Raw genomic sequence first — 13921 nt, forward strand, 5'->3', positions numbered from 1 at the left:
TCAGTCAAACGATGGATACGTGAGCGCCGGACCAACGACGAATAACCCACACACGGCAAGACACGTTTCTTCGCGACATTGTGACGTCTCCTCAGGCAGGCCGAGGTTCACTATGAATACGGATCGCGACGCACACAATCCCCCAGATGGGGGCTGCGTTATACCCGCAAGCCGTGCAGCGTTTGCATGGTGCGCTCAAGCCAGGCCAACAGACCGTGATGTGTCATGGGCTGGTCGTGGCTGACCTGCATCAACGCCTGCCCTCGCCGTTCACGCTCGGCGAGTTTCGCGGCCAGCGCCTGCGACATCCCCGGGTGCACGCGCAACAGGCCCGCGACGGCGCTGGCGGGCAGGTCGAACACGATGACGTGTGTTCTCGCGGAAAGATCGGCGTCGACCGCGACCCCCGCGACCGGCCCGCTCTCGCCGAAATACTCGCTTGGCGAGAAGCGCATCACTTCGACGATCTTGCCATCGCGTTGCGTCGACGCGCTGACCACGCCGTAACCCACGATCGTAATTGCCGCGGGCACCTCGCCGGCGTGCAGCAGAACATCGCCGGGGGCGAGCTCACGCACCGTCATGGTCCCGGCAAGCTGGGTTTTCTCGAGCGTCGACAGCAAACCGAACACGTCGATACCGTCGATCAGTTTGCGCGCGAGTGGATGGTCTCCGGTCTCCTTGAGAGCGTCACGTGCGTCGGTGAGCGTTGCAAGTGCTTCGAGATGGCGGTACGCCGCGTCGAAGAAGACATTCTTCGTGTTGTTGGAATCGCCTTCGACGGAGACGAAAAAAGTAATCTCGTAGTCCACCGCCTGCCAGCCTACCGACTTCGTCACGATATCCACCGGCTTTGCCTCGTCGATATCGACACACGACTCGACGGCCAGCCGCAGCGCGGTAATGACCGTCGACGGCCGCAGAGTCGGCACCGCCTGAAAGTTCACGATGCTCGCGTGCACGCCGCCCGGCACGCTCGTATTGGTCACGCGCGTTTTCGCCATCGTCGAATTGGGCACGACGATCAGGTCCTGATTGCGCTTGAGAACATGCGTCGCGCGCCAGGTGATTTCGAGCACCACGCCTTCCGTGTTGTCGTCGAGCGAGATGTGATCGCCCACCCGGTAAGGTGCGGTCGCGTTGATGACGAAGCCCGAAAACAGGTCGGCCAGCGTGCTCTGCAGCGCGAGACCGAGCACGATGGCGACGGCACCGGAAGTCGCCAGCACGCCTTTGAGGGGAATGTCGAATACGTCTGCGACTATCGCGACCGCCGCCGTCAGATAGAGCAGCGTCTCGACGACATCTAGCGTAAAGCGTTCCTGGCGGGTCCGGTCGTCGAACGCGAAGTACAGACGCGCCAACAGGTTTGCAGTCGATGCCGCCAGCAGCCACCAGACGATCTGCACCGCGCCGCGCACGAGCCGGTATTCGGCCGCCGCGCTCAGATCGGGCGTCTGGGTCGGGGTAATGTGCGCGCGGAAGATCGCAACCGTGAAAAGCAGAAACGCGGCACAGCGCAAGGCGGCACGCAGCGCGGTGAGACGGCGCCGCCCGCACCACAGCAGCAGCGCGCCGTTGAGCGCGACGGCGCCCAGCGGTATCAACAATTGTTCGAAGCTGTCCGGCATCTAAGGGCTCTTCAGATCGGCAAGGCCTACTTGGGTCTCGCGATCCGCCGGGAGATCGCCGCTTCGATAACCGCCTCCCAATGCCATGGTCAAACCGATTGCCGTCTGCAACTCGTCGCCAGAGAGCTTGACGAGAGCGAGGCGCGCTTCGATGACGGGCGCCTTCGCGCCCATCGCGCTCACCTGATCGGACAGGCCGGTTTGATAACTCGCCGCGGCGCTGTCACTGGCGAAACTGAGTGCGCCGATTCGCTCGCGCTGCAACTGCATGCGATGGTCGATGTCTTCGATCGCGCTCCCGCTTTGCGCGACGTCGCGCACCGCGTTCAGCACCGCCTGGTTGTATTGCTCGATCAGCGTATTACTCACCGTACGCGCGCCGTGCAGATTGGCGTTCAGACGGCCACCGTCGAAGATCGGCAACGTGAGGCCAGGAATGATATTGATCTGCTGGGCCGAGTGCGTGAACAGATCGCGCAGGCGTAGCGCGTCCAGACCGAAAAATACGGTGATGTCGAAGCTGGGATAGAAAGCGGCCTTGGCCGCATCGATCCGGTCAAGCGACGCCTCGATCAACCAGCGCATTGCCTGGAGGTCCGGGCGACGTGCCAGCAATTCGTACGAGAGCGAGGCGGGCAACGACACGGACGGCGTCGGCAACGGCACCGGCACGATCGCGGGCAGGTCATCGGGGCCGGCGCCTGACAGCGCACGCAGCGCCTCTCGTGCATGCACGATCTGCTCTCTGGTCGATTCGATCTGCTGGTCGATCGCAAGCAGTTGCGCGCGGGCCTCGTTGGACGGCGTCAGCGCTTCGAGGCCGCGCCCGCTGCGCGCCGCGTGAGCGTCGTAGTCGAATGCGCGGGTCGCGCGAAGCTGCTGCAACAGATCGAGGCTCGCATAAGCAGTCTGAATCGTGAAGTAGAGCTCGGCGACGCCTGCCGCGACTTCAAGCTCGGCCTGCGCCGCCTCTTCGCGCTGCGCGTTCTGTTCACCGAGCGCCGCGCGAACCTGATCGCGCTGCTTGCCCCAAATGTCGATATCGTAGTGCCCGTCGAGGCCGATTAATCCTGAGGTGTACCACGGGCCGTATGCGCCGATCGGCGGATTGTGATCGGCGTAGGCGCTCAGGAAGCCATGATCCGACACGTGCTGCTGATCGATCTCCGCATGTGCGGAGATCTGCAGATCGGTGGCTGCGCGAGTCAGTTCCACCTGCGCCCGCGCCTGGGATACATGCTCCTCGGCAATCGCAAGCGTCGGTGCGTGAGCCAGCGAGCGGTCGATCAGCGTGTCGAGTTGAGGATCGCCATACTGGGTCCACCAATGCGCCGAGGGCCACGCTTCGCTCGGCAGACGAATGCCGTCGGCAATCCGCACCTGCTGCGGCGCGATCATCGCGGCCGGCGGTCGATCGTGGTGGATGATCGCGCACGACGCCAGCAGCGGCATGATCGACGGCACGATCCATCGCGCGAAATAGTGCTTTCCTTTGCCGATGACGGCACTGGAGCGAAAACGCGATTCCCGAATGAGGCAGATCATGGCGTCACCCGTGCACCGGCTGTTCCGCAATTTCACGCAGATTGGCCGTCCAGCGCGGTAACCCGGCTAGCGCGCCGTCGATTCTTCGCGCATGCCAGACGAGCGTGCGCGCGTTTGCGTCTCGCGGTGGCGCGAACGCTTGCACGAACGGACCCAACGCACTGAAGTCGATCGGCAATGGCGGCATCGCGTCGGGAATCTGCATTGCCAGACCGTCCGCGTAATGGTCCAATGCGTCGGCGACGTTGGTTTGGAACTGTGCAGCGTGCGGCACGATCGATTCCGTCACCGGGCCGAGTGTCGCCTCGGCATTGAAGGCGTCGACGGCGAGCAGCAACGCGCGGCCTTGTGCGAGCACCGCTTGCGACAGAATGGTCACGTCGGGAATGTCACCTTCGCGCCAGTCGGGTTCGAGCGCGACGCGCGCAAGCATGGCCGAACAGTCCGCGAGTTTGCCCCATAGCGTCGACGGCGCCGGTTCGGCCTGCGCCTGAGAAGCGGTAGCGCCGCGCAGGAGCTTCGTCGCATTGGTGCGCGCTACCGCCGCGATCTCGCGCAGCACCGAGGCAAGTTGCGCGCGCAGCGCGTCGCCCTCGCCTTCTGGCCACACCCAGGTCTGAATGAAAATCGCCACGCCGACACCCAGCAGAATGCCCACGATCCGGTCGCGAATCTCCGTGAGATCGGACGGCGGCGAAAACGACACGAGCAAGGCCAGCGAGAAGGTGAACATGATCTGCGTGCCGGCATAGCCAATCCGCTCCGAGCCGGCCGATAGCCACGCGCCAAGCGCAATCACGGGGAGTGCCATCAGGAGGAGCCCGCTAATGCTCTCAAGATGGGGAATCACGAATGCGACCATGAACAGCGCGAGCCCGCTGCCGGTCAGCGCACCACCCACGCGCAGGATGCCTTGACGCGCGGATGCGCCGAGACTCGGCAACGCCACGATGAGGCTCGTCAACATGATCGTGTGAATACCCGGCCATTTCACCGCGTTATAGAACACGTAGCAGATCAGCACCGATAGCAACGTACGCAGCGCGAAGCGCGCATAGCGTGGATTGGTCAGGGCGTCCGGCTGGAAGAACGCGGTGCGGGCCGGCGCGTTTCTGGCAGCCTCGCCAGGCGCGCCCGTTCGTGTCGATGCAGGGCCCCCCGTTTCGCCGCGCGTCGCATCCGCCAATGCGCTGAGGGTGCGCTCCATCATGTCGACGCCCGCAATCGAAGTGGGCAGCGGCGCCCGGGCCGGCGCGTTCCAGCGTGGCCACTGTGCATCGTCGCCGATCGCCAGCGACATTGAAGCAAGTTCGCCCTGCACGGTGCGCAGGGTTTCGGTCCGGTTCGCCCCGGCCGCAGGAATGCGCTCCGGCAGATAGGCTGCCGCCTCCACGATGCGCGATACGGCCGCTACGCTCGCCAGCATCGCACACGCCTGCGCTTCGCTCAAATGGCGGCGCATCGTCGTAAAGCGCAGCAGCTTCTGCAGCGTCATCGTATCGACTTGCAGCGCCAGCGCACTGACTGGTTCGAGTGGGCCGCGTGCATCGGCCAGCGTCGCGAGCCTTGCTTGCGTCGCGGTCAGCAGCCGTTGCATTGCGGCGCGCAACTGGCGCTCCGGTTCCGCCGGCAACAGCACTGTGTTGAGGATCAGCGCGGTCACGACCGGATAGTTGACCGCCGCCCACACCCACAGGCAGCTTCGTACGAGCATTTCGGTGTTATCGGTCAGGTCGCCGAAACTCTGCGCATAGATCACGATCAGCGAGACCAGAAAAAAGACGAGCCCGAACCGGGTCACCGCGCGCATCAGATAGACGCCGCAGAAAAAAATCGCGCTCGCGATCAGGATGCGCAACATCGGATAGCCAAAGGCGATCGCATATAGAGCGACCACGCAAGCCACAGCAAAAGTGACACCGATCACCAGATTGGCCGCAATGACGCGTGTCAGTACGATGTTCGACTGCGTAACGTAAAAAATCACCAGCAACGACAACGGCAATTCGGGCACCCGCAAGGTCATCGACACGATGATGACGAACGCGCCGCCCAGTACGCAACGCAGGGTGACATTGCCGCGCCCCGGATAAGGCGCGAGTTCCGTGCGCAGGAAAGCCGCGAAACGGATCAGCGGCGCGGGCCACTCCAGCATCGGCCGGGTGCTTTCCATCTCGCTCACGATGGCGCTCCGTCGCGCGCGGCCTGTGCCTGCCGTGCGTCGTCACCGGTCGGACGCAACACCGCAACAGCCGAGGTGCCGATCCGGAAGAGCCGCGGATTGGGCTGGTCGATCAGGATCTTCACAGGAAAACGTTGCGCGACGTGCACCCAGTTGATGCTACGTTCGATGGACGGCAAGCCATTGGCCGTACCGGCGCCATCCTGAGGATCGACGCCGAAGCCGATCGAATCCACCACTCCGTTGAAACGGATCCCGGTGTCGCTCATCAGATAGACGGTGGCCGGCGTGCCGGGGCGGATGTGACCCAGTTCGTTTTCGCGGAGATTCGCAATCACATACCAGTGCCGCGTGTCGATCAGCGTGAACACCGGTTTTTGCGCCGATACGTATTGCCCGATCGAAGTCCGCAGTTCGACCACCAGGCCATCGAACGGTGCGCGCACGGTTGCATATTCAAGGTTGAGCCGGGCTGTCTGGATCTGAGCCTGCAAGACCGAGCGCTGCGCGACGAGCGCGTCGACACCGCTGACGGCCGCCCGGGCTTCGCGCTCCTGCTGCTCGGCAGCATCGAGTTCAGCCTGTGCGGAACGTTGTGCGGTTCGAGCCCGCTCCAGCTCATCTGCGGAAACGTAGCCCTTCGTGATAAGCGGCTCGGTTCTGGCCAGGGTGTCGGCGGTCTGCTTCGCCGCCGCTTGCGCACGGATCACTGCCGCTTTGGCGCCCGCCGCGCCGAACACTTGCGCGTTCACACTGCGTTGGGTAAGCGGAATCTGCGCGTCCAGTTGAGCGAGTTCGGCTTGCGCCCGTTGCAGAGCATATTGATAGGGCCTTGGGTCGATCTGAAACAGCAGATCGCCTTGCTTCACCTGTTGATTGTCTCGCACAGCGAGCGTGACGATCTTGCCGCTCACCTCCGGCACTACGCCGATGGTGTCGGCGTAGGCGTACGCGTCGTCGGTGCGCGGTGTCGTGTCGACGCGCCAGATCACTGCGCACACCGCGAGCACGGCGAGCAGGATCAGAAGGATGGCCAACCAGGTTCGCGGACGACGCTGGTCCGCATTCGCGCGGTTCGAAGCTGTCAAGTTCACAACGTCGCTCGCATGTCGATCATAAGTTGAAGCCGGCAGTCCAGAGCGCGACTGCGAATAACACTGTCAGCGCAGGGTAGACAAGTGCAGGAGGTTCGAGCAGGGCACCTCGTCCACTGCGCGACAACAGCACATGCACACAGGCGACGGCCAGCACGGCGCCCGCGATGCAAAACAGCCAGTCAGGAAAATAGGCACCCAGTATCGCGATCGAGGGCGAGCCACTGCACCCTGCCGTCAGGGCGCACAGCAGCAGAACGAAGCCTCCGCGAATCCGCCCGACCCAATTGAGCCGGGCCGGCGCGGTGCGCTGTCGTGTTTCGGGCATGGCTTGACCCGAGAAACGAGCCACATTCTTCGCCGGAGGCCGCACCCGGGTTCGACTCTGCATGGTTCTGTCCGATTCAGCGCGTCAGATTGACCTTCGCGATGTCGATCAATTGACTGCCCCGGCCGTCCAGCACCGCCTGCATCATGAAGATGCCGAACTTCCACGCTTCGTCCACGGTAGTCTTGGGCGGCATGATCAGTTCCTGGCGGGCACTGACTACGTCGACGAGTACCGGCCCGTCGTGCGCAAGCGCCGTTGCAATCGCACCTTCGAGTTCCTGAGGCTTCTCGACGCGGATGCCCTTGACGCCCATCGCCTCGGCCATGTTCGCAAAGTTCGGATTGACGAGATCGCAGCCGGTGTCGATAAAACCGGACGCCCGCATTTCAATTTCGACGAAACCCAGCGTGCCGTTATTCAGCACGATCAGCTTCACTGGGAGTTTGGCCTGCACGAGCGTGATGAAATCGCCCATCATCATGGTGAAGCCGCCATCGCCTGACATCGAAATCACCTGCCGATCCGGAAACGCGCACTGCGCTCCGATCGCGTGCAGCATGGCATTGGCCATCGAGCCGTGATTGAACGATCCGACCAGCCGGCGCTTACCGTTCAGCTTCAGATAGCGCGCCGTCCACGCGATCGGCGTACCGACGTCGCAGGTGAAAATGGCGTCGTCGGAGGCAAGTTCGCTCACGAGTCGCGTCACGTATTGCGGGTGGATCGCGGTGCTCGACGGTCTGCTTTCGGCCAACTCGTCCAGATCTTTGCGCGCCTTTTTGTAGTGCGCGAGTGCACTGTCGAGGTGGTCAGAATCCGGCTTGTCGTTGACCGACGGCAACAGTGCGGCCAGCGTATCCTTCACCGTGCCGACCAGACCGAGATCCAGCGAACAGCGGTTACCTAATGCTTCAGGACGAACGTCGATCTGTACGATCTTCGCGTTCTCCGGGTAGAACTGACGATAGGGGAAGTCAGTGCCGAGCAGCAACAGCAGGTCGCAGGCCTTCATGGCGGCAAAGCCGGAAGCAAACCCGACATTGCCGGTCATGCCGACATCGTAGGGATTGTCGTGTTCGATATATTCCTTGCCGCGCAGCGAGTGGACAATCGGCGCTTTCACGCGCCTCGCCAGCTCGATCACTTCGTCGCGCGCGCCCGCGCATCCCGCGCCGCACATGAAGGTCACCCGTGACGCATCGTGCAGCATGTCGGCGAGACAGGCGAGTTCGTCATCGGACGGGCGTAACACCGGGGCACTGGTGGGCACCACCCAGGGAGCGACTTGTGCAATCGTTGGCGAGAGTGCCACGTCACCCGGAATCACCACCACGGCGACGCCTCTTCTGCCGACCGCGACCCGCATGGCGCGTGTCAGGATTTGAGGCAACTGGCCGACATCCGACACCAGCTCGACATAGTGGCTGCATTCGCGAAACAGGCTTTCCGGGTGCGTGGCCTGAAAGTAGTCGATGCCGATTTCCGTGCTCGGAATGTGCGCGGCGATCGCCAGCACCGGCACGCCACTACGGTGCGCGTCGAACAAACCGTTGATCAGATGCAGATTGCCCGGCCCGCAACTACCCGCGCACACGGCAAGCTCACCGGTCAGATGCGCTTCGGCGGCCGCTGCGAACGCAGCGCCCTCTTCATGGCGCATGTGAACCCAATCGATCTTGTCGGTCCGTCGCAACGAGTCGGATATTCCATTGAGCGAGTCACCGACCACACCATAGATCCGTTTTACCCCGACATGCGCAAGGGTATCGACGAGATAGTCCGCCGCTGTAGTCATGTGTTGCCTCCTGAGAATGGGAAGGACCGAAACGCGCTTGTCGTTGATCGATAAGCTGAGCGAGCGTTGTCACGAGGCTCGTTTGGCACCAGCAAAGTTTGCCTTTATCCGCCACCTCGATGAAATCCCCCTGACGGGGGATAAAGTGCGGTCGGTCGATTGCTTTCATATTTCTGACTTTGCAATTCAAACCGATTACACAATCGCTCGGCGCGCAGACGTTTTGTTCGAGGTGCCGCACCGGGTTTTGTTAAACAAGTTTAACTTTTAGCGTTCTTACACTTACGCTATGCTGAGTGGCAACCAATACGAATTAGTACGGCGTTTGTCATGCACCGGAAGTCGCTTCCAGGGCGCGTTCGTTGGCAATCCGTATTAACACGCGATGTACGAAGCCGGCTTCGAATCCGACGTTGCAGTGCATATGAGCGTCGACGAAACGGGTGGCGCCAGCGCTGCCGATATCGCGGCAATGGGGTTCGACGATATTCCGACTGCTCGTCTGTTGGCGCCAGCTCCTGGCACGGTCAATACCCATGTGAGGCAAAACGAGACATGCCGTCAGTCGATTATCCGTGCTTTTGAATGTACCGAAGTCGGCCTCGACGACGCCGGGTAAGTTACTGATTCATGTAATTGATCGCTCACACATCACTAAAAACTAATACGTATGAATGGAGCAGTAGGCATGATTGAATTTGGCCCTTTCCGGCTGGATAGCGCGAACCGGTGCGTCTGGGCATGCCCAGCCGACGGTACCAGCCGCCGGCTTGCGCTGACTCCGCGCGCCTACGATATGCTTCAGTATCTGATCGACAATTCGGGCCGCCTCATTACCCAGGACGAGTTTCTCGACGCCCTCTGGCAGAAGGTGCAAGTACAACCCGAAGTACTGAAGTCGCACATGTTGTCGATACGTACCGCGCTCGACGACGACCCACGGAATCCGACCTATATCGAAACGCTGCGCGGCCGTGGATACCGCTTTATCGCCCCGCTCAAGCGCTCGGCTCTCGTGCCGACGCAGCGCATCCCCCAGGACTTCCGCCACGTTGGCCATCATTCATTCGTCGGCCGCATGTCGCAGTTGAACCAGCTCAGCGGCCTGTTCGACGAAGCGCGGCAAGGTTCGTCGCGTGTCGTGTTCGTCGCCGGCGAGCCGGGCATCGGCAAGACCACGCTCGTTACCCGGTTTCTGGACTCACTCGAAAACGACGCCACCGTATTGAAGGCGCTCGGGCGTTGCGTCGAGGGCTACGGCGGCACAGAGCCCTACTATCCGGTTCTCGACGCACTGACTCAACTCGCGCGAGGGGCAGCAGGCCCTTTGATCATGGGCATGCTGAGGTCGGTTGCGCCAACCTGGGCGCTTCAGATGTCGGGCGCGGTCCCTGAAGCGCACCGTCCCGAGCTTCTGCATCAAATGGCAGGCGCTGCAAGCGGCCGAATGCTGCGCGAGATCTGCGATTTCCTCGAGGCTTTGTCTCTGCAAAGTCCCGTAGCGCTGGTTCTCGAAGATCTCCACTGGTCCGACTACTCCACTGTCGACCTGCTCTCTGCGCTCGCCCGCCACCGCAGTGACGCCCGCCTGATCGTGATTGCGACGTATCGCCCCGAAGACGCGGAAGTCGTTCAACATCCTTTATGCACGCTCAATCGTGACCTCAGGCTGCAAAACCTCTGTCACGATATGCTGCTGCAGCCATTGACCGAAGGGGCGACCGCCGAATATCTGGCCGGCGGTGCGCAGAGTTCCGTGCCGGCGCACGTGAACGACTTTGCAGAACTCGTGCGCGAACGCTCAGGCGGCAATCCGCTTTTCATGGTCGCGACACTCGACAACCTCGTGGAGCGGGGGATTGCGCAGTCGACCCCGGAAGGCTGGAAACTTCATATTTCACCATCGGAAGTGCGGCTGGAGGTACCGCTCACCCTGAGTCAGGTCATTGAGCGCCGTATCCGGCGATTGAGTGAAGTGCAGCAGAAAGTACTCGAAGCCGCGAGCGTCGCGGGCCTCTCGTTCGATGCCACCACCGCAGCCGCCGCGGCGCGAATGAGCCGGGAGGACTTCGAGGACGTCTGCGAAGTGCTGTGCCGACAGGAGAGTTTTATCCGCCGGGAGGCCCAACCGTCATTGGATCCCGGCTTCGGCGGACGAACCTACACCTTCCGCCATGCCATCTATCGCCAGACGTTCTATGAACGCCAGGGAACGCTGCGCAGCGGCAGCGCCCATCTGCGCGTTGCAGAAGCGCTCTAGGGACTGCGTCCGCCGCCTGAGCGTCGACTCGTCGCCGCCGAGCTCGCACGACATTTCGGGGCCGCCAGGCAATGGGACCGCGCGCTCGGCTATTTGCGCGTCGCAATCCATGCAGATCCACGTCGCTCACCAGATCACCGGGACGCGGCCGTCCTTTGCTGATTTCAGCCTCGCATTAAGAAAGTTTAAGGACGACGGGAAGGACTTGCCGCCTGTGCTTGCCTATGATTAATCCGATTGAAATCGACAACGAGGCAGCACGTGCAATCCAGGCCGACGTTAGTGGACATTGGGCTGCTGTTTTTACGAGTCTGCGCGAGCCTGCTGGTCCTCGCGGTTCACGGCTTGCCGAAGCTCATTCACTACGCGAGCCAGGCGGCGGTCATCGAAGATCCGTTTCATCTGGGCCGCGGCGTGTCGATGGCGTTCGCGATTTTCGCGGAAGTGATCTGCCCGCCGCTGATGATTCTGGGGATCGCGACACGGTTCGCCGCGCTGCCGATCCTGGTCGTCGTGGTGATCGCGTTGGCTTTCGTCCATCGCGACTGGTCGCTCGAGCAAGGCCAGTTTGCGTGGATGCTGCTGATACTGTTCGGCACGATCGCCATCGCCGGGCCGGGTCGGTTTCGCTTCGGCAGACCGGCGGCGCAAGACGGGGCAATGCGCCGGCGCTGAGCGGGCGCACCCGCTAAGCGACTTCGTCGCTCTGGATTGGAGCGCCCGGCAGGCTCGGATAAACTATGCCGATGCCCCAGGAAATCGATTACCTCAACCCCGCCCTTCCCCGCGGCCTGCGACGTGTCCCGATGCCGGTAGTCGACGCCACGCCCGCCACGCTCGAAGGCTATGGCCGGCTGGTCGCCGACCCGAACGACTGTCCGGTCGAAATCGTGCAATGGCCGGCGCGCGGCTCGCGTCCCATCGACCCCGGCACCGGCGACGAAGCCGGCACCACCGAAGGCACCTTCGTGAGCGAATGGCGCGGCGACATTCTTTACGGTCGCAATGCAGCGGTGAGCGGCCACTACGTCCTCGCCTACGGATGCGAACCGCAAGACGCGCGCGAGGACCACGTCGGCCCGGCGCAACGCATGCTGCTCTGGCACGCGAACTACCATCCGGACGGCGGCCAGCTGTTCTTCCCGCTCGACCCAGGTCCTTTCTATGTCCCGCTGGCGCTGCCCGGCGACGACATCACGCCGGAAAAATTCGTGTGCTTCCGCTTCGACGGACAGCAAGGTCTCTATATTCATCCGAACATCTGGCATGAAGGCGTGTTCACCCTGGCAGGCACCCAGCGTTTCTTCGACAAACAAGGCGCCGTGCATGCACGCGTGTCGGTCGAGTTCGCCCGCGAGTTCGGCTGCCTGCTGGAAGCGCCGATCCAGGCGCCGAGCTGAGCATGGGCAGGCCTGATGTGTGCTGCCGCACTTGCGCTGCTAGCATCTTTTTAGTGAAGTCCGGGATTTTCGCTAATGCCAGTACACTTCATGTATCGAGGGCGATGAGCCCTGACCGGACAGGGTTTGGTCTGGAATTCAGTTTCTGATAGAGGGAGACGTTCGTGGCAAATGACAAGATGATGGCGCAGGTGTCTGACAAACAGGGTTTCTTCGCAGCGCTCGATCAGAGCGGCGGCTCGACCCCCGGCGCCTTGAAGCTTTACGGCATTCCCGAGAGCGCCTATAGCGACGAAGCCGGGATGTTCAAGCTGATTCACGAGATGCGCGTGCGCATCATGACCGCACCCGCCTTCACCGGCGACAAGATCATCGGCGCCATTCTGTTCGAAGCCACCATGGACGGACAGGCCGAGGGCAAGGCCGTGCCGTCCTATCTGTGGGAAGAGCGCGGGGTCGTGCCGTTCCTGAAGGTCGACAAAGGCCTCGAAGCCGAAGCCGACGGCGTCCAGCTGATGAAGCCGATTCCCGGTCTCGACACGCTGCTGGAGCGGGCCGTGAAGCTCGGCATCTTCGGGACCAAGATGCGCTCGGTCATCCACCAGAATTCGGCGCAAGGCATCGCGGCGATTGCGAAACAGCAATTCGCACTGGGCGCGCAGATCGGCGCGCATGGTCTGATCCCGATTCTCGAACCCGAAGTGTCGATCAAGAGTCCGGACAAGGCCGGCGCCGAAGCGACGCTGCGCGCGGAACTGCTCAAGGGTCTCGACGCCCTGCCGGAGACCGGCCGCGTGATGCTCAAGCTGACCATTCCCGACGTGGCGGATTTCTACCAGCCGCTGATCGACCATCCGCGCGTGGTGCGCGTGGTCGCGCTGTCCGGCGGCTACTCGCGCACTGAGGCGTGCGAACGGCTCGCCACCAATCACGGCATGATCGCCAGCTTTTCGCGGGCCCTGATCAACGAGTTGAAAGTATCGATGAGCGACAGCGAATTCGACGCCGCGCTGGCCGAAGCCGTCGACGAGATTTATCAGGCTTCGGTCGCGAAGGTTTAATCGAGTACGCGGTTCGCCGGGGCTCGCACCGTGCGATGCCCCGGCGAGCGGCCTGGCGGGTCCGGTTCAGCGCTCGCTGGTCTGGCCTGCCGCTTCGGCTACGTCCACCTTCGCCGCGTCTTCCTCTGCTCGGGGTCGCGTCGACAGCCGCAGATAGGCCGCGGCGAGCCTGCGCAGTTCTTCCTCCGAGGCATCTTCGATACCGATCAGATGATTGTCGGCGGACCGGTGCGAGGACAGCAGTTCGTTGAGCTTCAGATGCAGCGCGACGCTGTCCTTGTTCTGACTCTGCTGGATCAGGAACACCATCAGGAAGGTGACGATGGTGGTGCCGGTATTGATGACCAGTTGCCAGCCATCGGAGTAATGAAAAATCGGCCCCGTCACGATCCACACGACTACGGTGACGACCGCGAGGCAGAATGCCGCGGGCGAACCGGCCCACCGCGTCACCACGCTAGCGAAGCGGTCGAACAGGCGGGTGAGCGGATGGCGGCCCGCGTAAGCCGGGCTCACGGTGTCAGGAACAGTATCGAGTTCGTCAGTGGACGCAGCGGCGACAGGTCGGTTGGGCATGTGCGGCTCCGGAAAGTTGACGCAACGACACCCGCAATATCCATGC

Annotated in this window: 13 protein-coding genes; 6 read left to right on the forward strand and 7 right to left on the reverse strand. The window is 62.5% G+C overall.

Going from position 1 to position 13921, the window contains the following annotated elements:
* Window positions 1-158: 158 nt before the first annotated feature.
* From FQ705_RS04155 to poxB, 6 genes are read right to left on the reverse strand one after another with little or no spacing between them, the layout of a single operon-like run.
* Window positions 159-1631, reverse strand: a complete 1473-nt coding sequence (locus FQ705_RS04155) for a mechanosensitive ion channel domain-containing protein (RefSeq protein WP_144138150.1) — start codon at window positions 1629-1631, stop codon at window positions 159-161.
* Window positions 1632-3176 (reverse strand): MdtP family multidrug efflux transporter outer membrane subunit, encoded by a 1545-nt coding sequence (locus tag FQ705_RS04160; RefSeq protein ID WP_313955657.1) that lies wholly within the window; start codon window positions 3174-3176, stop codon window positions 1632-1634.
* A gap of 4 nt (window positions 3177-3180) precedes the next feature.
* Window positions 3181-5349 (reverse strand): FUSC family protein, encoded by a 2169-nt coding sequence (locus FQ705_RS04165; RefSeq protein ID WP_260854388.1) that lies wholly within the window; start codon window positions 5347-5349, stop codon window positions 3181-3183.
* A gap of 5 nt (window positions 5350-5354) precedes the next feature.
* The gene (mdtN, locus tag FQ705_RS04170) at window positions 5355-6452 is read right to left on the reverse strand and encodes a multidrug transporter subunit MdtN (RefSeq protein ID WP_313955658.1); all 1098 of its coding nucleotides are present in this window, start codon (window positions 6450-6452) and stop codon (window positions 5355-5357) included.
* A 19-nt stretch (window positions 6453-6471) separates the two neighbouring features.
* Window positions 6472-6843, reverse strand: coding sequence for a YtcA family lipoprotein (locus FQ705_RS04175; protein WP_260854384.1), 372 nt, complete (start codon window positions 6841-6843; stop codon window positions 6472-6474).
* A 13-nt stretch (window positions 6844-6856) separates the two neighbouring features.
* A complete protein-coding gene (poxB, locus tag FQ705_RS04180; protein ID WP_144138152.1) occupies window positions 6857-8578 on the reverse strand; it encodes a ubiquinone-dependent pyruvate dehydrogenase in 1722 nt (573 codons plus the stop codon).
* A gap of 37 nt (window positions 8579-8615) precedes the next feature.
* On the opposite strand from poxB, the gene FQ705_RS04185 reads away from it, so the two are divergent.
* The 6 genes from FQ705_RS04185 (at window position 8616) to FQ705_RS04210 (ending at window position 13299) form a co-directional block, all read left to right on the forward strand.
* Window positions 8616-8849, forward strand: coding sequence for a hypothetical protein (locus FQ705_RS04185; RefSeq protein ID WP_144138153.1), 234 nt, complete (start codon window positions 8616-8618; stop codon window positions 8847-8849).
* A 153-nt stretch (window positions 8850-9002) separates the two neighbouring features.
* Window positions 9003-9197, forward strand: a complete 195-nt coding sequence (locus FQ705_RS04190; protein ID WP_144138154.1) for a hypothetical protein — start codon at window positions 9003-9005, stop codon at window positions 9195-9197.
* A gap of 69 nt (window positions 9198-9266) precedes the next feature.
* The gene (locus tag FQ705_RS04195) at window positions 9267-10838 is read left to right on the forward strand and encodes an AAA family ATPase (RefSeq protein WP_186307782.1); all 1572 of its coding nucleotides are present in this window, start codon (window positions 9267-9269) and stop codon (window positions 10836-10838) included.
* A gap of 261 nt (window positions 10839-11099) precedes the next feature.
* The gene (locus tag FQ705_RS04200) at window positions 11100-11513 is read left to right on the forward strand and encodes a DoxX family protein (protein ID WP_186307783.1); all 414 of its coding nucleotides are present in this window, start codon (window positions 11100-11102) and stop codon (window positions 11511-11513) included.
* A gap of 71 nt (window positions 11514-11584) precedes the next feature.
* The gene (locus FQ705_RS04205; protein ID WP_144138225.1) at window positions 11585-12238 is read left to right on the forward strand and encodes an ureidoglycolate lyase; all 654 of its coding nucleotides are present in this window, start codon (window positions 11585-11587) and stop codon (window positions 12236-12238) included.
* Between the two features lie 164 nt (window positions 12239-12402).
* Window positions 12403-13299 (forward strand): fructose bisphosphate aldolase, encoded by an 897-nt coding sequence (locus FQ705_RS04210; protein ID WP_144138156.1) that lies wholly within the window; start codon window positions 12403-12405, stop codon window positions 13297-13299.
* 66 nt (window positions 13300-13365) lie between these two features.
* Here FQ705_RS04210 and FQ705_RS04215 read toward each other — a convergent pair whose 3' ends face one another.
* Complete coding sequence (locus tag FQ705_RS04215; protein WP_144138157.1) at window positions 13366-13875, reverse strand: low affinity iron permease family protein; 510 nt, start codon at window positions 13873-13875, stop codon at window positions 13366-13368.
* Window positions 13876-13921 lie beyond the last annotated feature (46 nt).

The organism is Paraburkholderia sp. BCC1884, from assembly GCF_900996225.1.
In the GTDB taxonomy this organism is placed as follows: Bacteria; Pseudomonadota; Gammaproteobacteria; order Burkholderiales; family Burkholderiaceae; genus Paraburkholderia.